We start from the raw sequence: 23,411 nt of genomic DNA on the forward strand, positions 1-23,411 counted from the left end.
AGCATGCAAATCGGAGTGATCGCAGACACCCACAGCAAAATGCGGCCCGAAGCCCTGGAGGTTTTGAAAGGCTCGGATCTGATCCTTCATGCCGGTGACGTTGGGCGGGACGAGGTTCTGGAAGCGCTGGAGTCGATCGCCCCCTTGGTTGCGATTCGCGGCAATATCGACAAAACAGGCCGCGCAGCCGCTCTTCCTGATGTTCAGGATCTGGAATTCCTCGGCCACGCTTTTTACATGCTCCACGACGTCAAAACCCTCGACATCGATCCGCAAGGCCGTTACCGCGTGGTGATCGCAGGCCATTCCCACAAACCCCGTAATGAGTGGATTGGCGATGTGCTTTATTTCAATCCAGGTGGCGCCGGGCCCCGGCGTTTTACTCTGCCGATCACGGTGGGGCGGTTGCAGGTGAGCGAAGACGGTGTGGTGGGTGAAATTGTTGAACTGCCAGTTTGATCCATTGGGGAAACCGGTAGAAATCTATTTTCTGAGTTCACACGTTCCGCTTCGCTGACCCTGCAGCTGTCCCACATAGGCGGCGATAAACGCCGTTTCCTGAAACGCCTTCAACCCCGTATCGGTAAAAGCGATGGACAGCGGGTTGGAGGCCAGGGTGGATTTGATCAGTGCCGGGGGCAGCAGGGTCACCATCAACTCAATATCGGTGATCAGTTGAATGGCCGCTTCCATTTTGAAGCTGATGGCACCTCCGGCAAATTTGCCTTTTGGCATCCGCTCTTTGATCGCGACAGTAGTGACCCCGTATTCGGCCATTAACGCCGCAAAGGCCGCCTGGAACCGCTTAAGATCCTCACGGCTATGGTTTTTCGGCAGTGACAGCTTGCGCACCTTGCACTCCGGCAGGTTGAACTGCCCCCTGTCCATATTCAGCAAACACACCACCGCATCGCTGCCGGTCAGCTCAACCCCGCAAACAATCATCGCCATTGCCCTCTATGTTCCAGCTGTCGTCAGCCACAGCACTTTTTGAATTTGATACCGCTACCGCAGGTGCAGACGGAGTTGCGGGAGGGCGATTTTACCGTAGTGACCGTCCCGCCTTTATTCAGGATAGCGGTGAGCTCGTTGATGGATTCAACGGCGCCCTCGCGGGTATCAACCGAAATAGTCGCATGCAGTTTCGCCTCGGCCACTTGTGCTTCAACCTCCTGCTTGCGCGCTTCACTGGTCACCACCAGCGTTAGCGGATATTTCCTGCTGCCACTCTTCTGGCTGGCGTTGGTCTGAAAGCCGCCGTAAGCGGTGTGGTGCTGGCGTGCGTCCTGCCGGCCCTTGTAGAAAAATTTGTCTGACATGCTGATATCCTGATAGGGAGAGTGCCCAGGCTAGTGCCGGGGGGAGTCTTTTAGCATGCTTTTGGGAACGGGGATATAGGGAAAACCGGGACATCCATGCTCAGTGAAACGTGATCATAGACAGGCCCGGACGTCGTCCCCAAGGGCAATCTCACCCGCTTCAACCACCCGCGTTGTGATTCCTCCGTGCCCACGCATGGCGTTGTAACCGCCGGGCCCCAGTGACGTTTCCATTTTGCTGCAGGGATGGCAAAGGCCTGTGTATTCCAGCACCACATTGCCGATCCGGAATTGCTTGCCCTTCAGAGCCAGCAGGTTCAGGCCAGACACTACAATGTTGCGCCGGAAAACCTCGGGTGCGATGGCCTCACTAATTCCCTTTTTTGAACTTTGCTTTGCAATTGCCGCTCATGCACATCGTACAGTAGTGCTCACGATCCTCGTGCTTGGTGCCCTCTGCGATCGTGATGCCGCAGCCGTTGCAGAGCAGGATGGCAACGTCTCCGTCAAATTTCACAATGGCGTGTTCGTATTTCATAATTCCGTCCTTGCCCGATTTTCACACACTCTCATCAAACTACGATGCCCGCGTCAGGTCAGACTGCTGGTCAGCGATCATCGCTGGTAGGCTTTAACCGGAACTCGCCGGAAGGAGTGCCGCAATGACATCGTCCATTGAAAGTGTTCAGAGCCCCTGGGTCAGGTTTCTCGCACACCTATTCGTGATTCTTGTGGCCTGGACCATCTTTATTAAATACCTTTTTCCGATCGGCTTTGCTATGGCCAGCAATGAGGCGTGGGCAACCTATATCTACTGGGATCTGTGGCCGGTTGCGCACCTCTGGCAGGCCTGGACGTTGTTGGCAAGGCCCTGGTATACGCGCCTGCTGGCCATTGGCATGTCTGTGGTGGAAATCCTGATCATCACCACTCTGTTCATCTGGTTCCTGGCGGAGCCGGAGTGGTCGATCTGGCGCACGAACTGGTTCGTGAACAAGGTGTTTGTGCTGGCCGCGTTTGTTCTGTTGTTGGGTACGGCACTTTTGCGGCCAGAGACTCTGAAATCGCGGATCAGGTGAGGCGTTGTCAGGAAAATCGCCACCTGCGCTGAGGGTTTCTTACTCGAAAACTACTGTGAGGGCTGCGGTGTTGGGCTGTTTGGTGAGGATTATTTCAGTTTCACCAGAAAGCCCGCCCCAACTATCCGGAAGAACCTGGCGATCCATTGTGCGGTGCTTCTTTTCGGAGTTGCTTGCGTGTTGTTATGGTTTTCGTTTGGCCGGCCGTGACGGCTTAAACCGCGATCGGCTCAGATGAACGTCCAGGCCAATACCCTCGTCCTCTTATTTCCCTGCTTCATCTCTATTTCACGAATATCAACGGCGCCAAGCTTACGAATCAACTTCTTTGCAGGCTTAACATTGTCAGCTTTTGAAACCAGGCTGCTAAACCAGCGGCATTGAGTTGAATATGCCTGGCTTTCTCTTATCAGCTTTTTCAGGAACAGCTGTTCACCCCCCTTACACCAAAGCTCTGCTCCCAGCCCGCCAAAATTCAGAGTGGGGGATTTAGTTTTGGCTTTTTGTTCACCGCGACTACGAGCAAGGTTATTGAGTTTAAGCCGGCTACCTTTAAGTGCTTCATCGGCCGAGGCATGGAAGGGTGGGTTGCATACGCTGACGTCAAAGAACTCCCCAGCGTGAATGATCCCTTCAAACATGTGGTTTTTATCGGGCTGCGTGCGTAGCGTGAAGCGGTCTTTGAGTGTGGGGTTGTTGGCGATAATCGTGGCTACGTTCTCAAGCGACTGGGTGTTAATGTCACTACCGACACACTGCCAGCCGTAAATTTGGCAGGCCAGTAGCGGGTAGATTCCATTTGCTCCGGTCCCTATATCGAGCAGCTTGATCTTGGGCTGTTCGAGCTGAGGCTCAAGCCCAAGCAGGTCCGCCATGTGATGGATATAGTCGGCTCTGCCCGGGATTGGAGGGCAAAGCGCACCCTCTGGAATATCCCAATCGACAATGTTGTAGTATCGGTTTAATAACGCGGCGTTGAGAGTTTTTACTGCCAATGGGTCTGCGAAATCGATGGAAAGGTCGCCATGAGCGTTCGGTTTTACATGGGGGGCTAGTGCCGGGTGGCTTTTCACGAGAGCCGGGAAGTCATAGCCGTGGTTGTGCAGATTCCTCGGGTGCAGACCCTTGCGAGCAGGCTTTGTTGAAACCGGGACAGATCTGTTGTTTGGGTTCATAGGCAAGCCTGCACCCCGTCAAAAAGTGCCAGTTCAACTCCTTCAATAACCCGCGTAGTAGTTCCCCCATGCCCACGCATGTCGTTGTAGTAGGTTTTGAAGTAGGGATGGTTCACCTGTTATGCCGAAGCCCGGTCGTTTTCAACTGCTTCCAGCTTCACCCGAAAACCGCAGGCTGCAGCGTATTTGCTGAGTGTTTCCCAGCTTGGATTGCTTCTGCCACGCTCAAGCCGGGATATGTTGCTTTTGTTGGTTCCGAGTTTCTTCGCAACGTCCTCTTGGGTGAGGCCAGCTTTGGTTCTCATCGTAATCAGCTGATCGATCAGGCTGAATTCGTCTTGAAGGGAATTGTATTCCCGGCGGACCTCGGGATTTTCCAGTGCCTTCTGCTTAAACTGTTTGAAATTCATAATTTTTTGACCTCCTTCAACCGCTCGTTGGCGAGCTCCAGGTCTTTCTTCGGTATTTTCTGATCCTTCTTTACAAAGACATGCAGAATGATAATTCGCTTGCCCTGCATGTAGCAGAAGATGCCTCTACCTATTCCTTCTTTGGCTTTCGCGCGAATTTCGAAAAGCTCGCCACCCAGTGACTTTGTGTGTGGCTCCCCAAGATTTGCCCCATGCTTCTCCATCAATTCCAACAGTCTAATCATTCTGGCTTGAATCTTGGGCGGCAGCTTGGCCAATTCTTCGTCTACTTTCCCGTAGAATTCTATTTCCCAATCCATGGGCGCTCCTTTGCCTTTTGGTTATCATATACGATAACCATGGCTTCGAGAAGTGATTTGGTGTCATGACACGAAAACCGGGACAGATCTATTTTAGATGGATTTAAGGGCATAGAATTAGCGAGTCGTATTTTCTGGGTGCTCATGTGCAGCCAGATAACAACCGCAGCGAAAGGCGCCGATTATGCACGTGGATAAAGCAAAGAAGCGTATTGCCAAGCAGGTTAAGAAGGGCTTTCACGGGTATCCGTTAGTTTCGCTGGAGTACTTTGGTAAAACGCCGGATTCAGCCAGCGAGGTTGTTATTTCATTTACCGAGGAAGAGGGCGCGGAACCCCAGAAGCAAAGGTTTGTGAGTGGGGGTGATGCCCGGGAAGACGAAACCATTCAATCTACCCTCCTGAAAATCATTGAGCGGGCTGATGCCAAAACGGTAACTGAGGTCAACGGTATTTCCATTCTCAATGAAACTTGATCATAGGCAGGCCTGGACGTTGTTGGCAAGGCCCTGGTATGCGCGCCTGCTGGCCATTGGCATGTCTGTGGTGGAAATCCTGATTATCTCGACTCTGTTCATCTGGTTCCTGGCGGAGCCGGAGTGGTCTATCTGGCGCACGAACTGGTTCGTGAACAAGGTGTTTGTGCTGGCCGCGTTTGTTCTGTTGTTGGGTACGGCACTTTTGCGGCCGGAGACGCTGAAGTCGCGGATCAGGTGAGGCGTTGGCGCCTCAGGACAGAACCTGGCCTCCGTCCACCACCAGTGTCTGTCCGGTTATCCACCGGGCCAAGTCGGAGGCCAGGAACAATGCCACGTCGGCGACTTCCTCCGGCGTGCCCAGGCGCCCGAAGGGAATTCCGCCGCGAATACGGTCGTAGAGCTCCGGATTGTTCTGGCGGGCCTGATCCCAGACGCCACCCGGAAACTCGATCGAGCCCGGGGCAATGCCATTAACGCGCACTTTATGCGGGGCCATGGCTACGGCGAGGCTGGCGGTGTAGTGAGCGACGGCGGCCTTGATCGCCGCGTAGGGAGCGGTGCGTGTCGAGGCGTGCAGGGCGGCGATGGAGGCAATGTTGATGATCGTGCCTCCGGTTTCCTTGAGCGCTGGCAGGCAGGTATGGCCGGCGCGGACCGTGCCCATCAGATCCACATCAACGCTGCTCAGCCAGCCTTCTTCGGTGTCCTCCCGCCCGAAGGCCGAGGCGCAATTGACCAGCACGTCCAGGCCGCCCATCTCGCCCATGGCGTTTTGCAGATAGGTTTCCAGCGCGGCCTTGTCGCCGATGTCGCAGGAGGATACATGCAGTTCCAGACCCTCGCCTGCCACTTCTTCCGCCAATGCGTCCAGGGACGCCTGCCCGCGCGCGCACACGGAAACGCTGGCCCCGGCCCGGACAAATCCCAACGCGATGGCCCGGCCAATACCCTTGCTGCCGCCAGCGACGATGACGCGCCGGCCCTGGAAATCAAACATGATTGACTGCTCCTGTTTTCCCATCAGGTTTGGTCTCGCCTCTGGTCGCGCCAGTGGCTCGAAGCTCTGGCTACTTTACGCCGAAATGTGGAAATGAGGAAAACGGGGGCAGATCTACTCTTATCCTGGAAATAAACATGTCCCGGTTTTATCAGGCAGACTACATTAAATGGCCAAAGGAAGGGGGAACAGACTAGCCAGATGAAACCGCTCTTATTGATTGTTGCTTACCTCGTCGCCGTCACCTTGCCGCTGATCCTGTCCGCATGGTTCGGCGGCCCGCCACGCCAATTTCACCAGGAGCTGGCCTCCGGCCTTGGCATTCTTGCCTTCTCGATGATCCTCGTGGAATTCATCCTGTCTGGCCGCTTCAAGACCATTTCCAATGACGTCGGCATGGATGTGACCATGCGGTTTCACCAGATCATGGCTCGCACGTTACTGGTCTTTGCGCTGCTGCACCCGTTGCTTTACCAGGGGACGCCGACAGGAGGGGAGCGGCCCTGGGATCCCACACGACAATTGACGCTCACGACCGATTTTGCCGATCTGGCGACCGGCATCGTCGCCTGGCTGTTGCTTGCAGGCCTGGTTGTCATGGCCATCGGGCGCACCCAGCTGGGCTACCGATACGAAATCTGGCGCCTGTTGCACGGGCTCGGCGCGCTCCTGATCGCGGTGTTTCTGTTGCACCATACCGTGTATGCCGGGCGTTACGGATCGCAGCCGGTGATGACCTGGGTGTGGCTGGCCCTGACGGGCGTGGCGGTTGGGTCGCTGCTGATGGTTTACCTGGTGGTTCCCTGGCTGCAGAAGGCTCACCCCTGGCGGGTTACGTCCGTCGTCCGGTTGACGCCCAAGCAGTGGGAAGTGACCGTGACCCCCGACGGTCACCGTGGTCTGGATTATAAGGCCGGGCAATTCGTCTGGCTGAATGTGGGGCACAGCGCCTTCTCGATGAAAGAGAATCCGTTCTCCATTTCCTCTGCGCCGGCGGCCGGCCCGGAAGTCTCCTTCATGATCAAAGAGCTTGGTGACTTCACACGAACCATTGGCGAGATAATACCTGACACCGTCGCCTATCTGGACGGCCCTTATGGCAACCTGACTGTCGATGGTCGCGAGGAACCCGGGGTCGCACTCATCGCCGGTGGTGTTGGCCTGGCTCCGCTGCTGGGCATACTGCGGCAAATGCGCCTGACCGGCGATTCGCGCAAGGTGAGGCTGATCTATGGCAACCGGATCATCGAGCAGATTGCCTATCATGAGGAGCTGGGTGATGAGGATGTGGACTATGTGCTGTCGGAGCCGCCGGACGACTGGCCAGGAGAGACAGGCTTCATCGATGGAGCGCTGATGGATCGCGTGTTTTCAGAGGAAGAGTTCAGTGATTGGGTCTTCGTGATGTGCGGGCCTGGGATCATGATGGATGTTGTTGAAGATCACCTGATAAAGCGGGGAACACCGGCTCACCGGATTCTCTCTGAGCGGTTCAGCTATGATTAATACAATCCGGCGGTGGACTCAGCGGCGGCGGCTTTCTCTGGTTATCTGGGGGCTGAACATCACCCTGGTCCTGATCCTGCTGGTTTTTGTGTTGCGCTGATTCCGGGTAGGACAATTAAAATTGAACCAATCATGCTCATCAGGGTGTCACTGTGATCAACGTTTGCTCAGGAGAAGCCTTATCGGAACTGCTGCAGTCGAACCCTGCGGTTCTTGTGCTCTTTGGCGGACCGCACTGCGGTGTCTGCCAGGCCATCAAGCCTCAACTCGAAAAGCTCGCGAACGACGAGTTTCCGAAACTGGTGACGGCCTACATTGATTGTCAGGAAGCTGCCACGCCGGTGTGTGCCGCTCGCGGTATTTTTTCTCTGCCCGTGGTCCAGCTATGGTTTGGCGGGCAGCGATTCGCGGAATTCGCTAGAGTGTTTTCCATCGGTGAGGTGCGTTCTGCTCTGGAGCGGCCTTATGGGCTTTTGATGTGAACTCAGTGTTGGGGGTAAAAGCCGCAACAAGAAGAAAGATCAAATCCGTCAGTAGGTTACATCTCTTCATTAAGTCTAACTTGTTGAATTTTAAATAAAAATTAACATGCTGCTCCGCGTGTGCTCCTGATATTCTCGAATGGTTCACAGAACTGATCAGTGACTGATGGGACGATGGAGGCAATGTTTTCCTTCCCGCGATGCTGGGCAAGTCAGACCACCTGAACAATGGGATTTACGTTAATGAAAATGAAATCACTGCTCGTTATTTTATCTCTGAGTGTCACCCCATTGGGTGCCATGGCGGATGACACAGCCGACGCCGCGATAGGTGGCGGTCTTGGTGGCGCAATCGGCGCTGCCATCGGCAACGAGGTAGGTGGCAGAGACGGTGCTATTCTCGGCGGTGCCGTCGGTGCGGCAACGGGAACAGCCATTACCACCAGAGATCATGAAGAATACTACCGCGACCGTGATCGCCGTCATCATGACTATGATGATCGCCGGTCTTACCGTAAGTCTGGTGGCCATTTTTGTCCACCGGGCCAAGCGAAAAAGGGCAACTGCTGATACGCGAAAAGCCTGAAATTTTATTCGTGCGTTTCAAAAGCCTTTCTCTAAACGGGAAGGCTTTTTTTATTTTCGGCCCGGAGCTCCGAAATGATCAAGCCTAGTTGTTACAGCTGTCGAAAAAAGTTTGAGCCATCTGCGCTGAGGGTTTCTTACTCAAAAAACTACTGTGAGGGATGCGGCGTGGGGCTATTCGGTGAGGATTACTTCCGTTTCGCCAGAAAGCCCGCCCCGTCTACCCGGAAAAACTTGGCTGTTCACGTTGCAGCGCTTTTTTTCTGTGTTGCTGGTTTGTTGTTATGGCTTTATTGAAAGTTAAACAGTGGAAGCCATGAAGCCGTCGAATCAACTTTGACCGAAGGGATACCTGCAAGTGAATCAAAAAGGCTCACTCACCTCATGGAACGACGCAAAGGGTTTTGGCTTTATCACTCCGGAAAACGGAGGTGAGCGTCTGTTTGCCCATATCAGCGCCTATCAGGGGCGGGGCAGGCCGGTCTCCAATCGGAAAGTGACATACAGCATCACGAAGGATGCTCAAGGCCGGCTAAGGGCAGGGCGGTTCCAGTATGCTGGAGCAGCAAAAGTGGGCGCCAGTATAGCTCCGGGAGAGTGGGTGGCGGCAGCAGTTGAACTTTGACTTGTCGCAGTCATGGCAGTCGCTGTTCTGGTAACTCACAACGGGAAACACTTTCCCGGGTCCTCCAAACCTGGATTTATTTTCGAAGCACTCGCCCTATGAGGCCTGTAGTAGTCCTTTAATACCCGCTCCACCATCGCCACTGCTACTGTTTCCAGAGCTGGCAACACAAGCACAAGGAGATAGCCATGAGCGGGAAGAAGATTCTGATGATTACCGGTGATTTCACCGAAGACTACGAAACCATGGTGCCGTTCCAGGCACTTCAGGCCGTCGGCCACACGGTTCATGCCGTTTGTCCGGACAAGAAAGCGGGCGATACCGTCGCCACGGCCATCCATGATTTTGAGGGCGACCAGACCTATACAGAAAAACCGGGCCACCGGTTTGCCCTGAATGCGGATTTTGACGGACTCGACCCGGCAAACTACGACGCGCTGGTGGTGCCCGGCGGTCGCGCACCCGAGTACCTGCGCCTGAACAAGGATGTGCAGAATCTGGTTCGCCATTTCTTCGAAACCAACAAGCCGGTGGCGGCGATTTGCCACGGTGCCCAGTTGTTGGCCGCCGCGGGGGTTCTGGAGGGCCGCAAATGCTCTGCCTATCCGGCTTGCCAGCCGGAAGTGGAACTGGCCGGCGGGACCTTCGCCGGTATCGAGGTTGATCAGGCGGTCACCGATGCTAATCTGGTAACAGCGCCTGCGTGGCCGGCCCATCCGGCGTGGCTGGCGCAGTTCTTCAAATTGCTGGACCAGTAACGCAACAGGGGCCGGTCCACCGGCCCTTCAGTGCTCTCAAGCACACCCCCAGGGAGGCCGTCATGTGCAAGCTCTTTATCAACGCCGACCCGGAGCTTTGGGTAAGTCGGACCCACTCCCTGCGTATTGATGGCATGGTGACCAGTGTGCGGATGGAAAACGCCTTCTGGCAGGTACTGTCAGAGCTGGCCGAACGGGATGGTATGAACCTGCCGCAGATGATCACCCGGCTTTACCACGAATCCATTGATGCCGGCCATGATCTCGGCAATTTCACATCCTTTCTGAGAGTCTGTGCGCTGCGCTATCTTGAGCTGCAGCTGAGCGGCGACGTTCCGAGGGATACTCGGGTACCGATCGCTTCACTTGATGCAGACCGCATTCTCGCGGGCGAACCCGGTGAGCGGGCAACAACGGAAGTGGTGAGCAAAGCAAGGCACTGACCTCAAAACGTACAGCGGGGCAGGCGGTTTTTTGCTGACACCTAAAGGCAACAGCATTTGCTAGTATTGCCCTTCTTTAGCCCGAAGCCGATATAGCCCTGCAATATGAACACGCCCCTCAAACTGCGGCCCTACCAGCAGGAAGCCGTCGATGCCACGCTGAATCATTTCCGCAAATCCGATGAGTCCGCCGTCATTGTCCTGCCCACCGGCGCCGGCAAAAGCCTGGTCATTGCCGAGCTGGCCCGCCTAGCCCGGCGCAAGATTCTGGTGCTGACCCATGTAAAAGAGCTCGTTGAACAGAATCACGCCAAGTATGAGAGCTATGGCTTAACGGGCGGTATCTTCTCCGCCGGGCTGAAACGTAAGGAAAGCGGGCATCAGGTGACCTTTGCCAGTGTGCAGTCCGTCTCGGCGAATCTCGATGAATTCCGAGATGAATACTCGCTGGTGATCATCGATGAGTGCCACCGAGTCAGCGGTGAGGCAACCAGTCAGTATCAGCGGATCATCGAGCTGCTGCGGCAGCAGAATGACGCCCTCAAGGTACTTGGGCTGACCGCCACACCCTACCGTCTGGCGATGGGCTGGATCTATCGCTATCACTACCGGGGCTTTGTCCGCAGTGAAGAGGATAAGCCCTTCCAGCACTGCATTTACGAATTGCCGCTGAGCTACATGATCAATCGGGGCTATCTCACCAAACCCGAACTGGTGAACGCGGCGGTGGCGCAATACGATTTCTCCGCGTTGGCCCAGGATCGCTTTGGCGAGTACGCCGAGAGGGACGTCAATCAGCTGCTGAGCAAACATAAGCGTGTGACCCGGGCCATCATCGAGCAGGTGATGGAGCTGGCTGCCGACTGCCAGGGCGTGATGATTTTTGCGGCCACGGTGGACCATGCGCGGGAGATCACCGGCTATCTGCCGGAGCACCAGACTGCTCTGGTGACCGGCGCGACCGACCTGAAGGATCGGGACTTGCTGATTCAGCGCTTCAAGCAGCGGCAGTTGAAGTATCTGGTGAATGTGTCCGTGCTCACAACGGGCTTCGATGCGCCCCATGTGGATTTTATCGCCATTCTTCGCCCGACCCAGTCGGTGAGTCTGTATCAGCAGATCGTGGGCCGAGGCCTTCGTCTGGACGACGGTAAACGGGATTGCCTGGTGATCGATTACGCGGGCAACCATGTGAACCTGCACCACCCGGAGGTGGGGGAGCCGAAACCGAACCCCGACAGTGAGCCGGTGCAGGTGTTCTGCCCGGGTTGTGGTTTCGCCAATATCTTCTGGGGGAAAACCGACAGTGACGGTCGTGTGATCGAGCACTACGGCCGCCGGTGTCAGGGGCTGCTGGAACCGGCGGAAGGGGATGAACCTGCCGGGCTGGGCGGGCGCCCCCAACAATGCGATTACCGTTTCCGCTTCAAGGAGTGCCCGCACTGCAGTGCCGAGAATGATATTGCGGCCCGTAACTGCCAGCAGTGCCACAAAGCGATCATTGACCCGGACGATCAGCTGAGAGATGCGCTGAAACTCAAGGATGCCATGGTGATCCGTTGCGCCGGGATCACGTTAAGCGTTGATGGCAACAAGCTGAGGATCACCTATCACGGCGAGGATGGGGAAGAGCTCAGCGAGTCGTTTGATTTCGGCAAGCCGGCACAGCGTACTGTCTTCAACAAACTTTTCGGGCGCCGTTTCGCGAATGGCCAGGCGCCGAAAAGGTTCAACGAGCCGGGTGAGGTGCTGGAGATGCAGGTGTTGTTGTCGGCCCCGGATTTCGTCATCGCCCGCAAGCAGAAGCACTATTGGCAGGTGCAGGAACGGATTTTTGATTATCAGGGCAATTATCGTAAGGCGAATGAGGCGTAAGGACGGGTTTTTCTGGCCCGGTTTTCCATAAGTCCACAAATCAGCATACCGCGATACCCTGAACTACACTCCTATGAACCTACACCGGCATAGGGAGGCTCTGGATATGGCTGACCGACCGAACGTAGTTTTATTTGATGTCCTGGAGACATTGATTGATCTGGATCCGCTGGCAGCCCGGATGGAAGCGGTTGGCCAGCCAGCGACCATTCTGCAGCCCTGGTTCCTGCGCTTTCAACGCGATGCCATGGCATTGACCCTTGCCGGTGACACGGCACCCTTCGAAGCTCTTGCACGGGAATCACTCCGCACGGAAACGAAATACACGCTCAGTGAGCGTGATATTGAATATGTGATCGAAGGGTTTTCCACGCTGCCCACCTTCGACGATGCCGCGCCGGCGCTGAAGAAGATCTCTGAGGCGGGCGTGTCCGTTGGATGCCTCACCGTTAACAGTCCTGACAAAACACGCCGTTTCCTCGAAGGTGCAGGGCTTTCCGGGTTTGTTGACCACGTAGTCACCTCGCAGGACGCGGGTATCTGGAAGCCTCATCCGGAAATCTACCGTTTCGCTGCAAAACGTTTGGGTACGCCGATTGAGCGCCTGGCGCTGGTTGCCGTGCATGCCTGGGATTGCCATGGTGCAAAACGGGCCGGTGCAGTTTCAGGCTGGTGTTCGCGCCTTGAATACAAGCCTGGCGATGTCTTTCTGCCCCCCGATGTCACGGGCGATAGCCTTGTTGAGGTTGCAGACAAACTGATGTCACTGCACTGAACATTGCGCACTCCGGCAATCTTCATATTGAGCTGGTCGTCAGTTCGCAGGGTCCTGGGCGACCATCTCAATGTATTGGCCGAAACACCAGTAGCCGGTTGTTGGCAGGCATGGGGTGGTTTTCAGCAAGCGTCATTCCGGCCGATTCCGCCAGAGCGCTGATGTCTACCAGGTCCCGGATGCCCATATGGGAGGCCTGGGCTCTCAGGTGCTGATCAAAACGACGGTTGCTGTCACTCGAGTACTCGCCCTGGTTGTTGAAAGGGCCATACAGGCAGAAGGCACCGTCTTCAGACAAGCGCTCACCGATACCACGGAACATCTTCTCGACTTCACTCCATGACATGATGTGGGCGGTATTTGCGGAGAAGGCCCATTGGAAGGTTTCGACCGGCCAGTTGGCATCGCTTACGTCCAGCTCAACCACGGGCAGGATGTTGGGCAGGGCGGCCTGCTCCAGCCGGGGACGACACAGATCAGCGGCCTCAGGATGGTCACTCGGTTGCCACTGCAGGTGGGGCATGGCCTTTGCGAAATGCACGGCGTGCTGTCCGGTGAGTGTTCCGATTTCCAGGGCCTTGGCCGGCGTATTAAAGATTTCCTGCAACTTCTCCAGGATCGGGGCTTTGTTGTTCTCACAGGCCTGGGAAAAGGGCAGGTCGTTGGTCATCGGGTAATATCTCCTCTAACGGGTGGCGACAGTGGCTGCCGCTACCCGATGCTTTGGTGATTAGCTGAGAATAAAGTCGCTGCTGGTTATAATGGCATACCTTGAACCGTCACGGAGAATCCTATGCCAATCGAAAAGAATCAGGTGGTCCTGTTTCACTACAGCGTCAGTGATGAACAGGGCAACGTTGTTGAAAGCTCCCGTGGCGGCGAGCCGAACGCCTACCTGCATGGCCACGGCGGCATTATCCGGGGCCTGGAGGAAGCCCTGGAAGGTCGCGACGCCGGCGAAAGCTTCAGTGTCACCATCACCCCTGATAAAGCCTATGGTCCGCGCAAGGCCGATGCCATTCAGCGCGTGCCGATCAAGCATTTGATCGGTGCCAAACGCTGGAAGCCGGGCATGATCGCCCAGGTGCAAACCGAGCAGGGCCCGCGCCATGTGGTCGTCGCCAAGGTCGGCCACAAGTTCGCCGATGTCGACACCAACCATCCGATGGCCGGCAGAACCCTGACCTTTGATATTGAAATCCTTGAAGTACGCGCCGCTACTTCGGAAGAGCTTGCCCACGGTCACGCCCACGGCCCGGGCGGCCACCATCATTGAGGGATGGTTTTCACGACGTCAAAGCCCTCGATATCGATCCGCCAGGCACTTTGCTTCAATCCCGGTGGCGCCGGGCTCCGGCGCCTTTATTCAGGCTGTATCCATGATGAAATCAATCGCCCTGGCGGTACTGTTAGTCGTACTTCTGGGGTTTATCGGTGTTCAGTATTACATTACTTCCGTCCCTGCTCTCGAGGCTCCCATCACCGTTGGTGAAGTTCGAGAAGTGAAGTCTGAAAAATCGCTGGTGGTTACACTGGTGGACAGCGGTGGGCAGCGATTTACCGTCGGGCTTAGGGGCGATACCGCCAAACCGGAGGAAGCCGCGCTTTTCTATATCCGGAATCCGGATGTCATTCCCTATGTGTTCTGGCCGAGTCTTCGGAGTAATGATGAAAAGCGGGTTCTGGAATTGCTGGAGGACCTGATCGAATCTGAAGCGTCAGAGGTTGCCGCCGTTCGCAGCATCTATTCGGTCTTGAAGGAACGCAACTGACGATCATTTGAGTCATTACTGTTTGCCTGTCGGGGTTGAATTCACGCGTCCTCCCTCGCATGTCTCTGGTACGAAGCATTCACAGTGCCGCATTTGCTCCAAACGGTTTTCAAGGCAATGGGAGGAAGCATGGAGACGCGAACATTCGGAAACACCGACATTCAGGTCACACCCGTCGGGCTCGGAACCTGGGCTATTGGCGGCTGGATGTGGGGCGGAACAGACGAAGCCCAGTCCATCGATACGATTCACCGGGCCATCGACAAAGGCATCGGCTTGGTCGACACGGCGCCGGTATACGGCTTCGGGCGCTCCGAGGAGATCGTGGGCAAGGCCCTCGCCGATGGCCGTCGGGATCAGGTTGCCCTGGCCACCAAGGTAGCTCTGAACTGGAACGACGATCACGATAAGGTCTGGCGGGATGCCACCGCCTCGCGCATAGAGCGGGAGGTTGAGGATTCCCTGAAACGCCTCCAGACGGACCGGATCGACATTTACCAGGTCCACTGGCCGGATCCGAAGACGCCCATGGAAGAGACCGCCCGGGCGCTGGAAAATCTCTACCAGGCCGGAAAAATCCGCGCCATTGGTGTCAGCAACTTCACGCCTTCCCAGATGGATGAGCTGCAGAAGAGCGTGCCCCTTCATAGCCTGCAGCCTCCGTATAACCTGTTTGAACGGGAGATCGAGCAGGAGATCCTGCCGTATTGCCGGGACAACGGCATCGCCACTGTCACCTACGGCGGGCTTTGTCGTGGTCTGTTGACCGGCAAGATGCGGGAGGACACCCAGTTCACCGGTGACGATCTGCGCAAGAACGATCCCAAGTTCCAGGGGGACCGCTATCGCCAATACCTGAATGCCGTCGCGGAACTGGATCAGTTTGCCCGCGAGCGGTATCAGAAAAATGTTCTCACCCTGGCGCTTCGCTGGCTGGTGGATCAGCCCGGTGTCACTACCGCGCTATGGGGTGCGAGAAGACCGGAACAGCTGGACCCGATCGATGACATCGAAGGCTGGTCGCTCGACAAGGAAGCGATGGCCGCGATTGATGACATTCTGGCGAGGTGCATCAAGGACCCTGTAGGGCCCGAGTTTATGGCGCCGCCGACCCGGTAATTTTCGGTCGGGGCCGGGCTCGTTGCAGCGGGAAGTTTGCTCGCTGTAGGGAGTCCGGTGCCTTGTGCCTGAGCTGTTTGAAACCCCTGATTTTCAGCCGCCTTCGGTAGCATTTCTGCAAGCCCCAATTGCCATGGGATGTTTGTTTTTTGTACAGATTGGGCCATATTGGTGAATGCGCTTCTCTAAAAACATCAGGAGAGAGGGAATTCACCATGCAATGGAAGCTGCTGTTTACACCCCTGGTTATCATCCTGGCCCTGGCCTGGCTGCCAGTCACAGGCCATGCGGCCAACCCCCACTACGATCTGAAAGTGCTCTCCAGCGCGCCGGACCAGGTGTCCGGTGAGGATGTGCTGGTGCAGGTTTTGTTCAAGGGCCACCCCATTGAATCAGAGCCGGCGGTGCAGTCACGTCTGCGACAGCTGGATTTCTGGTTGAATGGTCAGCCCGTCAATCCGGAGATCCGCGCCGGGCGCCATGGACATGAGGTGTTGGTGTCCGGGCTTCGGGAAGGCGAGAACCGGCTGGAGCTCCACCATCGTAGCCAGGGGCCGCTGGCGTCCGTCGATATCACCGCTTACCCCGTCACTGGTCCTATTTTCTCGGGGCCCCAGCAGTACCCGTTTGTCTGCACTGTGACCACGGAATTAGGCAAGCAGCCTTTTGTGGATACCGATGGTGACACGGGTTTTCCCGTCCTCGATGAGCAGGGCAGCCAGATTGGCCTGAGCCGGGACTGTTCCATCGAATCCTATGTCACCTTTTTATACCGCACCACCGGCGGCAGCTGGGCGCCATTGCCGGATGACGGCAGCCGTCCGGATGATATGGCCACAGCGCAATTGACGGACGGCCGCACCGTGGACTTTATCGTTCGCCAGGAGCGGGGCACCATCAACCGCTTCATCTACAGTTTCGCGACCCTTGCCGAAGCCGGCGACGAGCCCTGGGAGGCGTCCACCGTTAACTGGAACGGGAGGCTGTTGTTCCACTTCCAGGGGGGTGTCGGGATTGGCCATTCTCAGGGATCCATCAGCAACAGCCGGGCATTGCAGCCGGATACGTTGCAGAAGGGCTACGCCGTGATTTATTCCACCGGCACTCGCACCAGCCCCCATTACAACCTGCAGGTCGGTGGCGAGACAGCACTGATGGTGAAGGAGCATTTCATCAAGCGTTTTGGTGTGCCGGACTACACCGTGGCGATCGGTGGCTCTGGGGGAGGCATCCAGCAGTATGTGTACTCGCAGAACCATCCGGACCTGCTGGACGGCGGTGTGCCGCAGTATTCCTATCCGGACATGGTGACTCAGACCATTCATATTGGGGATTGTGAGCTGCTGGAGTACTACATGGATGCCACCGACCGGGGCAATCCCAAATGGCAGACCACGTCCAACCGTAGCTGGCTGGTGGGCCTGAATTCCAACGATCAGTATCCCGACCCGTTTGCCCAGATCAAACAGATGCTGGGCTATAGCACTGCGCCCGGCATGACCGAATGCATTCCTGCCTGGCGTGGTCTGACGCCTCTGGTGATGAACCCGCACTTTGGCTGGGCTGAGAATCAGGAACTGATGCAGCCGGAGGGCGTTATGGACGATGTGCACTGGACTCACTATTCGGACGCCAAGAACATCTACGGCGTGGATGAAAACGGCGAACCCCGCACCCTGTTCGACAACGTGGGTGTCCAGTACGGTCTCCGTGCGCTCCGGGAAGGCAACATCACAAAGGTGGAGTTCCTCAAGTTGAACGCCCAGATAGGGGGATGGAAGCAACCTTCGGAGATGGTCCAGGAGGGCTTTCCGTTCCTGGGCTCGGTTTCCGACGTATTGGCGGATCCGACGGCCTTTGATCCATGGAGTTCGCGCAACATGAATCTGAGCCCGGACAGTGGAGTGACACCGGCCCCGCGCACCGAGGGTGATGTGGAGGCCATCCGCGCCGCGTATAACTCTGGACTGGTGTTTGATGGCCAGCTGAATATGCCGGTCATTGACTGGCGGCATTATCTGGAAGAGGTGCTGGATATGCACAACAGTCACCAGTCCTTCTCCGCCCGCCAGCGCATCATTAACCGGATGGGCGATGCCGGCAATCAGGTCATCTGGTTCACGGACGCCCGGCCAACGGACTACTCAGACCCGGATGAACCGGAACCCCGGGAGGAATTCAACCAGACCTGGATGGCGTTGGAAGTGCTGCACGACTGGATCACCAACATCCAGCAAAATCCGGATTTGGGCATCGCCGCCAACCGCCCGATGGAAGCCCAGGACGCCTGTTTCGATACGGACGGCACATTAATTGATGCCGGTGAGACCGTGTGGAACGGCATCCTGGATGATGAGGCGGCTGGAACCTGTACCAGCCGATTCCCGACCTACACCACCTCAAGGATGGAAGCGGGTGGCTCCATTGAAGGCAGCATTTTCAAGTGCAGTCTGAAGTCGGTGGACGCTGCTCTGTCGGATGGAACCTATGGGCCGGTCTCGTTTACGGTTGAGGAAGTTGCCCGCCTGAACGACATTTTCCCGGACGGGGTCTGCGACTACAGCCAGCCCGATCAGGGCCGGCCCGCGGGCTAGCGGTTCAAAGTTCAACGAATCGGGGGATCAACATAATCCCGACGCCGACAGCCACCATGATCACGGCATCGGTTATCAGGTACGGGTAAAGAATCAGCGCGAGCCCGCACCAGCGGACGACCATATTCGATTGCCTTCGCCCGTAAATGAAATAACCGATGCCAATGGAGCTGAAGATGAGCCCCCAAACAAGGATCGCAGTGTCCATAGCGTGAATGTCTCCGGCGGAAAAGGTTTACCTTATCTTCTGCGGACTTGCTTGGGGACCCCAAAAAATCTCATACGGATCCCATCTTGAATCAATGAGCTATCCTGAGATTCTCAACCTTCACGTATGAGAGCCGAGCAATGATCGAAACGCCACTGGAATTCCCGAGCCAGGGTACAACCTGTCGCGGTGTGCTTTATACGCCGGATGCCGACAGCAGGAATTTTCCGTGTATCGTGATGGCGCATGGTTTTGGGCTGACTCATGCCAGTGGTCTCGCACCGTTTAAAGAAGCCTTCTGCAAGGCGGGCTATGCGGTTTTTGCCTTTGACTACCGCCATTTCGGGGACAGTGATGGTCAGCCACGCCAGGCGCTGAGCCCCAGCAAGGAAGTGGCTGACTGGCTGGCGGCACTGAATTTTGCGCGCCAGGTGGAGCGGATCGACGGCAGCCGCATTTGTCTGTGGGGAACGTCGTTTTCTGGTGGGCTTGTGATCGCGGCCGCGGCACAGGATGGAAACGTGCAGTGCATCATCTCCCAATGCCCCATGATGGATGGTTTGGCATCTCTGCTGGGTGTTGTCGGTTATGCCGGCATCATGCAGGCGATGCGCCTGACTTGGCACGGAACGGTAGACTGGATTCGCCGTTGGCTGGGGATGTCTCCCCGCTACATCGCCTCGGCGGGCCGCCCCGGGGAGTTGGGCATGATGACGGCGCAGGATTGCCAGGAGGGGTATGTGCCTCTGTTGGCCGAGAATGCGTCGAACTACGTTGCTGCGGGCGTGAGTTATACGATCCCTCTTTTCCGGCCCACCCGTTTGGCCAGCAAAGTGACCTGTCCGGCACTGGTGCTGATTTGCGACCGCGATACGGTCGCCCCGGCAAAAGCTGCGGCCAAAGCGGCCGAAAAAATGCTGAACTCCGAAGTTAAGCACTATCCGGTCGGGCATTTTGATGTGTATCGGGGTGACGCTCTGGATCAGTCCATCAAGGAACAGCTTGAGTTTCTGGGGCGCCAGCTGCCGGCGTGAAGCGAGCGCCCCAGGCAGCCCTGCTACCTCGACGCGTCTGGCTCGAATAACAGCTTGATGTAACTTCGAAGCAGCATAAGTTGGTGGGGCAAAAGGCCCCGCTCTCCGGTCGCCCGACCCAGAACAAGGCCTCCCTCGATGACCGTTGACACCATGTCGGCCAACGCATCCGGGTCGATGGCGTCCCGGGGTTCGTAACGTTCGTAGATCAGGTCTAACAGCGTGCGAAACCGCGCACGCCAACTCAGGACAATTCGCCTGTTCAGTTCCCGAACATCTCGATCAAACAGGCTTTCCTGATAACAGTAGGTTGCCACCAGGCAGCCTGGATATTCATGGGGCAGGTCCTCCATTATCTCTGCCAGCAACTTCAACCCCACCAGGAATCCCTGCAAAGGGTCCTCGGTCAATTCCCGGCCACGGGCAAACACGTCATCTAGCAGGGCGTCCTCACGCGCCATGTAGCGCAACAACAAGGCGCGAGCCAAGGCGTTCTTGTTGGAAAAATGGTACAGGAAGCCACTCTTGGTTATGCCGGCCTCGGCAATCACTTCTTCAATTGAGGTTGCACCAAAGCCCTTCCTGAGGACGGATTTTTCGGTGATGTCCAACAACCGATCACGGGTAGCCTGACCTTTTTCCATCTGCCACCTCCGGGGAACCATACCCTGAGTATGGTTTCCGTGCGGGAACCCCGACCGCCAGTGCCCAAAGGCACGCTTAAGGCTCTGTATCCCATTGTTTTAAAAAGATTCGGAGCTTTCTGGTAAAACCATACCATGTGCTCTCTGGTTGCTTTTCGCTTCCAGGTACATCCTGTTCTTAGCGGGAAACAACCCGTTAATACTAATAAGGAGGATAGCACCATGATAAGCAACGCAGAGACTCTCACTTATGACATCACCGAAACAGATCAAGCGCTGGCAGAGGCATTCGGCGACCGCATGGTGGATACACTGAACGCCGGGGCGTTGGCTCTGATGGTCTCGGTCGGCCACCGAACCGGACTGTTTGACGCCATGGCGGAGATGCCGGCCGCAACCAGTGCTCAGATTGCGGAAAAGGCTGGACTGAATGAGCGATACGTCAGGGAATGGCTCGGAACGATGACCGTCGGCAACATTGTCGAGAATGATCCCGCAGGAAAAACCTACTACCTGCCCAGGGAATACGCTGCCAGCCTGTGCCGGAAGTCACCGACAGACAACATAGCGGTGTTTGCGCAGTATATTCCGCTGCTTGGCTCGGTGGAGGATGACATCGTTCACTGCTTTCGCAATGGGGGAGGCGTCCCCTATGAGCGTTTCGAGCGGTTTCACGAGGTTATGGCTGAGGACAGCGGTCAGTCCGTTGTTCCCGCCCTGGAAACGGATATCCTCCCGCTCGTACCAGGCCTTATTGAGCGCCTGGAAAGAGGGATCCACGTACTCGACGTCGGTTGTGGCAGGGGGCGGGCACTGAACAAGCTGGCCAGGCTCTTCCCGAACAGCCAGTTTACCGGGTACGACATATCCGAGGATGCCGTCCGGTATGCCAGCCAGGAAGCCAGGGCACTCGGGAACGACAACACAAGCTTCCAGGTATTTGACGTCAGTGACCTTGAACACAGCGATCGGCCCGGCACTTACCATCTGATCACCACCTTCGATGCCGTGCACGACCAAAGGGACCCGCTTGCTGTGTTGCGGGGCATCCGCAAATCGCTCGCTGACGACGGTGTTTATCTGGCGCAGGACATCAAGGGATCAAGCCATCATCACAGTGACAGGGACCACCCGATCGGCCCGTTGCTTTACACCGTGTCCTGCATGCACTGCATGACGGTTTCCCTGGCACAGGGTGGCGAGGGCCTGGGAGCCATGTGGGGGAGGGAGAAAGCGCTGGAGTATTTCCGTGAGGCGGGCTTCCGGAATATCGACGTGCATGAGCTGGAGCATGATTTCCAGAACTACTGGTATGTATGCCGGCCCTGAGCTGTTGACCAGCCCCGAAGGTAGATATTCAGCAAGATCCCGAGCTGTGTCCTACAATTGAAAGACAGTCCGCTGATTCAAGGAGTGAGTCATGAGCATGATCAACAGCGTACAACGTATCTTCCTATCTTCAGGTCTTGCTGCCGCGATGGTTGCCGGGGCCCATGCCGCGACGCCTGCGCCTGAAGGGGCGGCGGTGTACTTTGTAACGCCAACCGACGGGCAGACCGTGAGTTCGCCGGTGACAGTGAGGTTCGGCCTGGAGGGGCTGGGGGTGGCACCAGCTGGCGTGGAACGCGAGCGCACCGGCCACCATCACCTGCTCGTAGATGTCGATGAGATGCCGGCGATGGATCAACCGGTTCCTGCAGATGAACGCCATATCCATTTTGGCGGCGGACAAACCCAGACTACCCTGGAGTTGTCGCCGGGCGAGCATACCCTGCAACTGCTGGTGGGTGACCATATGCACGTGCCCCACGAGCCGCCTGTGATGTCCGAGAAAATTACCATCACGGTGGAGTAATGGTTGGGCCTGAGCTGGTGTAATTGTTGGTTTGGGGTGTTTCCAACAATTTTTTCCGGTTTCGGGTATTATGGACGATTAATGTTGGCGAATAAGCCAGGATTTAACTTGGGGAAATATGATGAGCAAGAAACCTCAAAAATCTACATTAACCTCTGCCCAGATTGAGGAGCAGACTGCTGCTTTTATAAAATCTGGCGGGTCTGTTGAGTATGTGGATAAAGGTAAAAGTGGGCAGTTTTCCACTACAGGTTCAAAGCAGATTAACCTGAAAAGTGGTCAATGATTTCTCGGAAGCCGGGGCAGGTTGGGTGAAATAAATCTGTCCCGTTTTTACTCGGTTTTCGGCATTCAATAAAAAAGGCAGCCTTAGCTGCCTTTTTTCATCACGTATTGGCTGTTATTTACAGGCCAATTACGTTCTCTGCCTGTGGGCCTTTCTGGCCCTGGGTCACGCTGAACTCAACTTCCTGGCCTTCGGCCAGAGTCTTGAAGCCGCTACCCTGAATAGAGCTGTAGTGAACAAAGACGTCGGAACCGCCTTCACGAGAAATAAAGCCAAAACCTTTTGCTTCGTTGAAGAACTTAACGTTGCCGGTAATTGTAGACATAAATAGATATCCTGAAATTAATCATTAATGTGCCGTCAAAAGATCGTTGTGACCTTTGATCAGCGATATGCGGGAAACAAAAAACGTGCAGGATCAAAAACAGGACAAGAGGTGTGACAACACAAAAGGTCTTATTCGTGAAATGCTTTGCTAAATCTTTCCAACGACATAGACAGTACGCTAATTAAGAGGCCCTGCATAGCAAAGTTTTAAATGTTTTCTGAAAACCCCGATTTATTTTCTCACTCTCTTCGGGATTGCCTCCTGCAGACCCATGTTGTAGGGGCAGTCTCTGCGTATTCAGCGCATTGTCACCGCTCTGTTTTCTGCTATACAAGGAGTTGGAGCTTGTTGGGAGCTTGTTGATGCAGCCGAAAGACATTGTGGCTCAGTTCATCGCGGATATCCGTGCCCAGCGGCTGGATGAGGCAAAGGCCTTGCTGGCTGCCGAGGGGTTTGAATATGTGGGCCCGAATATGCGTTTCCTGAGCCGGGACGACATGCTGGCCTACCAGTTCGGTATGTTTGCCATCCAGAAAGATCTGGTCCTCCGGCAGCTCAGTGCCGACGGTGAGCATGTGTTTGCAATCTTGGACTACCGTACCTACTTCGAGCCAATCGGGGACGTGCGCCTTGCCGTATGGTTTCGTGTGCGGGAAGACAAAATCCAGTGCGTTGAAACTTTCTATAATGCGGCAGTGATTGAAAACATGCTGGGTGGGAGCCTGCCGTCAGCCAAGTGAAAGA

33 protein-coding genes are annotated in these 23,411 nt (G+C 56.0%); 21 read left to right on the forward strand and 12 right to left on the reverse strand.

Annotated elements, in window-relative coordinates:
- The first annotated feature begins 3 nt into the window (after positions 1 to 3).
- Positions 4 to 459, forward strand: coding sequence for a metallophosphoesterase family protein (locus DET50_RS08155; protein ID WP_113862376.1), 456 nt, complete (start codon positions 4 to 6; stop codon positions 457 to 459).
- 24 nt (positions 460 to 483) lie between these two features.
- Here DET50_RS08155 and DET50_RS08160 read toward each other — a convergent pair whose 3' ends face one another.
- The 4 genes from DET50_RS08160 to DET50_RS19410 all read right to left on the reverse strand — a co-directional run bounded on the left by DET50_RS08160 (position 484) and on the right by DET50_RS19410 (position 1,857).
- Entirely contained in the window at positions 484 to 945 is a 462-nt protein-coding gene (locus DET50_RS08160; RefSeq protein ID WP_113862499.1) for a DUF3010 family protein, read from the reverse strand.
- 29 nt (positions 946 to 974) lie between these two features.
- Positions 975 to 1,319, reverse strand: coding sequence for a PBPRA1643 family SWIM/SEC-C metal-binding motif protein (locus DET50_RS08165; protein WP_113862377.1), 345 nt, complete (start codon positions 1,317 to 1,319; stop codon positions 975 to 977).
- Positions 1,320 to 1,433: 114 nt separating this feature from the next.
- On the reverse strand, positions 1,434 to 1,721 hold the full coding sequence (locus tag DET50_RS08170) for an MOSC domain-containing protein (RefSeq protein ID WP_404932729.1): 288 nt from the start codon (positions 1,719 to 1,721) through the stop codon (positions 1,434 to 1,436).
- The gene (locus tag DET50_RS19410) at positions 1,690 to 1,857 is read right to left on the reverse strand and encodes a hypothetical protein (RefSeq protein ID WP_181799948.1); all 168 of its coding nucleotides are present in this window, start codon (positions 1,855 to 1,857) and stop codon (positions 1,690 to 1,692) included. The genes DET50_RS08170 and DET50_RS19410 overlap by 32 nt, the downstream gene beginning before the upstream one ends.
- 124 nt (positions 1,858 to 1,981) lie before the next feature.
- Here DET50_RS19410 and DET50_RS08175 point away from each other — a divergent pair, with 124 nt between their 5' ends.
- Positions 1,982 to 2,398, forward strand: a complete 417-nt coding sequence (locus tag DET50_RS08175; protein ID WP_113862378.1) for a hypothetical protein — start codon at positions 1,982 to 1,984, stop codon at positions 2,396 to 2,398.
- Positions 2,399 to 2,628: 230 nt separating this feature from the next.
- Here DET50_RS08175 and rlmF read toward each other — a convergent pair whose 3' ends face one another.
- The 3 genes from rlmF to DET50_RS08195 all read right to left on the reverse strand — a co-directional run bounded on the left by rlmF (position 2,629) and on the right by DET50_RS08195 (position 4,303).
- Positions 2,629 to 3,573, reverse strand: a complete 945-nt coding sequence (gene rlmF / locus DET50_RS08180; protein ID WP_113862379.1) for a 23S rRNA (adenine(1618)-N(6))-methyltransferase RlmF — start codon at positions 3,571 to 3,573, stop codon at positions 2,629 to 2,631.
- A 119-nt stretch (positions 3,574 to 3,692) separates the two neighbouring features.
- On the reverse strand, positions 3,693 to 3,983 hold the full coding sequence (locus tag DET50_RS08190) for a helix-turn-helix domain-containing protein (RefSeq protein WP_113862380.1): 291 nt from the start codon (positions 3,981 to 3,983) through the stop codon (positions 3,693 to 3,695).
- Complete coding sequence (locus DET50_RS08195) at positions 3,980 to 4,303, reverse strand: type II toxin-antitoxin system RelE/ParE family toxin (RefSeq protein ID WP_113862381.1); 324 nt, start codon at positions 4,301 to 4,303, stop codon at positions 3,980 to 3,982. The genes DET50_RS08190 and DET50_RS08195 overlap by 4 nt, the downstream gene beginning before the upstream one ends.
- Positions 4,304 to 4,487: 184 nt before the next feature.
- On the opposite strand from DET50_RS08195, the gene DET50_RS08200 reads away from it, so the two are divergent.
- Positions 4,488 to 4,778: a hypothetical protein gene (locus DET50_RS08200; protein ID WP_113862382.1), complete on the forward strand. Its 291-nt coding sequence runs from the start codon at positions 4,488 to 4,490 to the stop codon at positions 4,776 to 4,778.
- Positions 4,768 to 5,019, forward strand: a complete 252-nt coding sequence (locus DET50_RS08205; RefSeq protein WP_181799950.1) for a hypothetical protein — start codon at positions 4,768 to 4,770, stop codon at positions 5,017 to 5,019. The genes DET50_RS08200 and DET50_RS08205 overlap by 11 nt, the downstream gene beginning before the upstream one ends.
- Positions 5,020 to 5,031: 12 nt before the next feature.
- Here DET50_RS08205 and DET50_RS08210 read toward each other — a convergent pair whose 3' ends face one another.
- Positions 5,032 to 5,778, reverse strand: a complete 747-nt coding sequence (locus DET50_RS08210) for an SDR family NAD(P)-dependent oxidoreductase (RefSeq protein WP_258546082.1) — start codon at positions 5,776 to 5,778, stop codon at positions 5,032 to 5,034.
- A 201-nt stretch (positions 5,779 to 5,979) separates the two neighbouring features.
- Here DET50_RS08210 and DET50_RS08215 point away from each other — a divergent pair, with 201 nt between their 5' ends.
- The 8 genes from DET50_RS08215 (at position 5,980) to DET50_RS08255 (ending at position 12,827) form a co-directional block, all read left to right on the forward strand.
- The gene (locus DET50_RS08215) at positions 5,980 to 7,284 is read left to right on the forward strand and encodes a ferredoxin reductase family protein (protein ID WP_113862383.1); all 1,305 of its coding nucleotides are present in this window, start codon (positions 5,980 to 5,982) and stop codon (positions 7,282 to 7,284) included.
- A gap of 152 nt (positions 7,285 to 7,436) precedes the next feature.
- Complete coding sequence (locus DET50_RS08220; protein WP_113862384.1) at positions 7,437 to 7,766, forward strand: thioredoxin family protein; 330 nt, start codon at positions 7,437 to 7,439, stop codon at positions 7,764 to 7,766.
- Positions 7,767 to 8,066: 300 nt separating this feature from the next.
- On the forward strand, positions 8,067 to 8,336 hold the full coding sequence (locus DET50_RS08225) for a glycine zipper domain-containing protein (RefSeq protein WP_258546091.1): 270 nt from the start codon (positions 8,067 to 8,069) through the stop codon (positions 8,334 to 8,336).
- Between the two features lie 373 nt (positions 8,337 to 8,709).
- Positions 8,710 to 8,976, forward strand: coding sequence for a cold shock domain-containing protein (locus DET50_RS08235; protein WP_113862387.1), 267 nt, complete (start codon positions 8,710 to 8,712; stop codon positions 8,974 to 8,976).
- A gap of 188 nt (positions 8,977 to 9,164) precedes the next feature.
- Entirely contained in the window at positions 9,165 to 9,734 is a 570-nt protein-coding gene (locus DET50_RS08240; RefSeq protein WP_113862388.1) for a DJ-1/PfpI family protein, read from the forward strand.
- Positions 9,735 to 9,796: 62 nt separating this feature from the next.
- The gene (locus DET50_RS08245) at positions 9,797 to 10,177 is read left to right on the forward strand and encodes a ribbon-helix-helix domain-containing protein (RefSeq protein WP_113862389.1); all 381 of its coding nucleotides are present in this window, start codon (positions 9,797 to 9,799) and stop codon (positions 10,175 to 10,177) included.
- 105 nt (positions 10,178 to 10,282) lie between these two features.
- Entirely contained in the window at positions 10,283 to 12,052 is a 1,770-nt protein-coding gene (gene radD, locus DET50_RS08250) for a DNA repair helicase RadD (protein ID WP_113862390.1), read from the forward strand.
- Between the two features lie 106 nt (positions 12,053 to 12,158).
- A complete protein-coding gene (locus tag DET50_RS08255; RefSeq protein ID WP_113862391.1) occupies positions 12,159 to 12,827 on the forward strand; it encodes an HAD-IA family hydrolase in 669 nt (222 codons plus the stop codon).
- Positions 12,828 to 12,894: 67 nt separating this feature from the next.
- On the opposite strand, the gene DET50_RS08260 is transcribed toward DET50_RS08255, so the two are convergent.
- Complete coding sequence (locus DET50_RS08260) at positions 12,895 to 13,497, reverse strand: DUF938 domain-containing protein (RefSeq protein WP_113862392.1); 603 nt, start codon at positions 13,495 to 13,497, stop codon at positions 12,895 to 12,897.
- Between the two features lie 123 nt (positions 13,498 to 13,620).
- Here DET50_RS08260 and DET50_RS08265 point away from each other — a divergent pair, with 123 nt between their 5' ends.
- From DET50_RS08265 to DET50_RS08280, 4 genes are all read left to right on the forward strand, one after another.
- A complete protein-coding gene (locus DET50_RS08265) occupies positions 13,621 to 14,103 on the forward strand; it encodes an FKBP-type peptidyl-prolyl cis-trans isomerase (RefSeq protein ID WP_113862393.1) in 483 nt (160 codons plus the stop codon).
- Between the two features lie 103 nt (positions 14,104 to 14,206).
- Positions 14,207 to 14,599 carry a hypothetical protein gene (locus DET50_RS08270; protein WP_113862394.1) on the forward strand — a complete coding sequence of 131 codons (393 nt, stop codon included), beginning with the start codon at positions 14,207 to 14,209 and terminating at the stop codon, positions 14,597 to 14,599.
- Positions 14,600 to 14,728: 129 nt separating this feature from the next.
- Positions 14,729 to 15,718 carry an aldo/keto reductase gene (locus DET50_RS08275; RefSeq protein ID WP_113862395.1) on the forward strand — a complete coding sequence of 330 codons (990 nt, stop codon included), beginning with the start codon at positions 14,729 to 14,731 and terminating at the stop codon, positions 15,716 to 15,718.
- Positions 15,719 to 15,933: 215 nt separating this feature from the next.
- Positions 15,934 to 18,312 carry a DUF6351 family protein gene (locus tag DET50_RS08280; RefSeq protein ID WP_113862396.1) on the forward strand — a complete coding sequence of 793 codons (2,379 nt, stop codon included), beginning with the start codon at positions 15,934 to 15,936 and terminating at the stop codon, positions 18,310 to 18,312.
- Positions 18,313 to 18,316: 4 nt separating this feature from the next.
- Here the strand turns inward: DET50_RS08280 and DET50_RS08285 are convergent, their stop codons facing one another.
- Entirely contained in the window at positions 18,317 to 18,520 is a 204-nt protein-coding gene (locus DET50_RS08285; RefSeq protein WP_113862397.1) for a hypothetical protein, read from the reverse strand.
- A gap of 140 nt (positions 18,521 to 18,660) precedes the next feature.
- On the opposite strand from DET50_RS08285, the gene DET50_RS08290 reads away from it, so the two are divergent.
- Complete coding sequence (locus tag DET50_RS08290; protein ID WP_113862398.1) at positions 18,661 to 19,554, forward strand: alpha/beta hydrolase; 894 nt, start codon at positions 18,661 to 18,663, stop codon at positions 19,552 to 19,554.
- A 23-nt stretch (positions 19,555 to 19,577) separates the two neighbouring features.
- Here DET50_RS08290 and DET50_RS08295 read toward each other — a convergent pair whose 3' ends face one another.
- A complete protein-coding gene (locus tag DET50_RS08295; RefSeq protein WP_113862399.1) occupies positions 19,578 to 20,198 on the reverse strand; it encodes a TetR/AcrR family transcriptional regulator in 621 nt (206 codons plus the stop codon).
- A gap of 222 nt (positions 20,199 to 20,420) precedes the next feature.
- On the opposite strand from DET50_RS08295, the gene DET50_RS08300 reads away from it, so the two are divergent.
- The 3 genes from DET50_RS08300 (at position 20,421) to DET50_RS19415 (ending at position 22,339) form a co-directional block, all read left to right on the forward strand.
- Positions 20,421 to 21,527 (forward strand): class I SAM-dependent methyltransferase, encoded by a 1,107-nt coding sequence (locus tag DET50_RS08300; RefSeq protein ID WP_113862400.1) that lies wholly within the window; start codon positions 20,421 to 20,423, stop codon positions 21,525 to 21,527.
- Positions 21,528 to 21,618: 91 nt separating this feature from the next.
- Positions 21,619 to 22,053: a DUF4399 domain-containing protein gene (locus DET50_RS08305; protein ID WP_113862401.1), complete on the forward strand. Its 435-nt coding sequence runs from the start codon at positions 21,619 to 21,621 to the stop codon at positions 22,051 to 22,053.
- 121 nt (positions 22,054 to 22,174) lie between these two features.
- On the forward strand, positions 22,175 to 22,339 hold the full coding sequence (locus DET50_RS19415) for a hypothetical protein (protein ID WP_175497224.1): 165 nt from the start codon (positions 22,175 to 22,177) through the stop codon (positions 22,337 to 22,339).
- Between the two features lie 118 nt (positions 22,340 to 22,457).
- Here the strand turns inward: DET50_RS19415 and DET50_RS08310 are convergent, their stop codons facing one another.
- Positions 22,458 to 22,664 (reverse strand): cold-shock protein, encoded by a 207-nt coding sequence (locus DET50_RS08310; RefSeq protein WP_092001675.1) that lies wholly within the window; start codon positions 22,662 to 22,664, stop codon positions 22,458 to 22,460.
- 365 nt (positions 22,665 to 23,029) lie between these two features.
- Here DET50_RS08310 and DET50_RS08315 point away from each other — a divergent pair, with 365 nt between their 5' ends.
- Positions 23,030 to 23,407, forward strand: coding sequence for a nuclear transport factor 2 family protein (locus tag DET50_RS08315; protein WP_113862402.1), 378 nt, complete (start codon positions 23,030 to 23,032; stop codon positions 23,405 to 23,407).
- Positions 23,408 to 23,411: the final 4 nt, after the last annotated feature.

It is taken from the genome of Marinobacter pelagius, assembly GCF_003315345.1.
GTDB lineage: Bacteria > Pseudomonadota > Gammaproteobacteria > Pseudomonadales > Oleiphilaceae > Marinobacter > Marinobacter pelagius_A.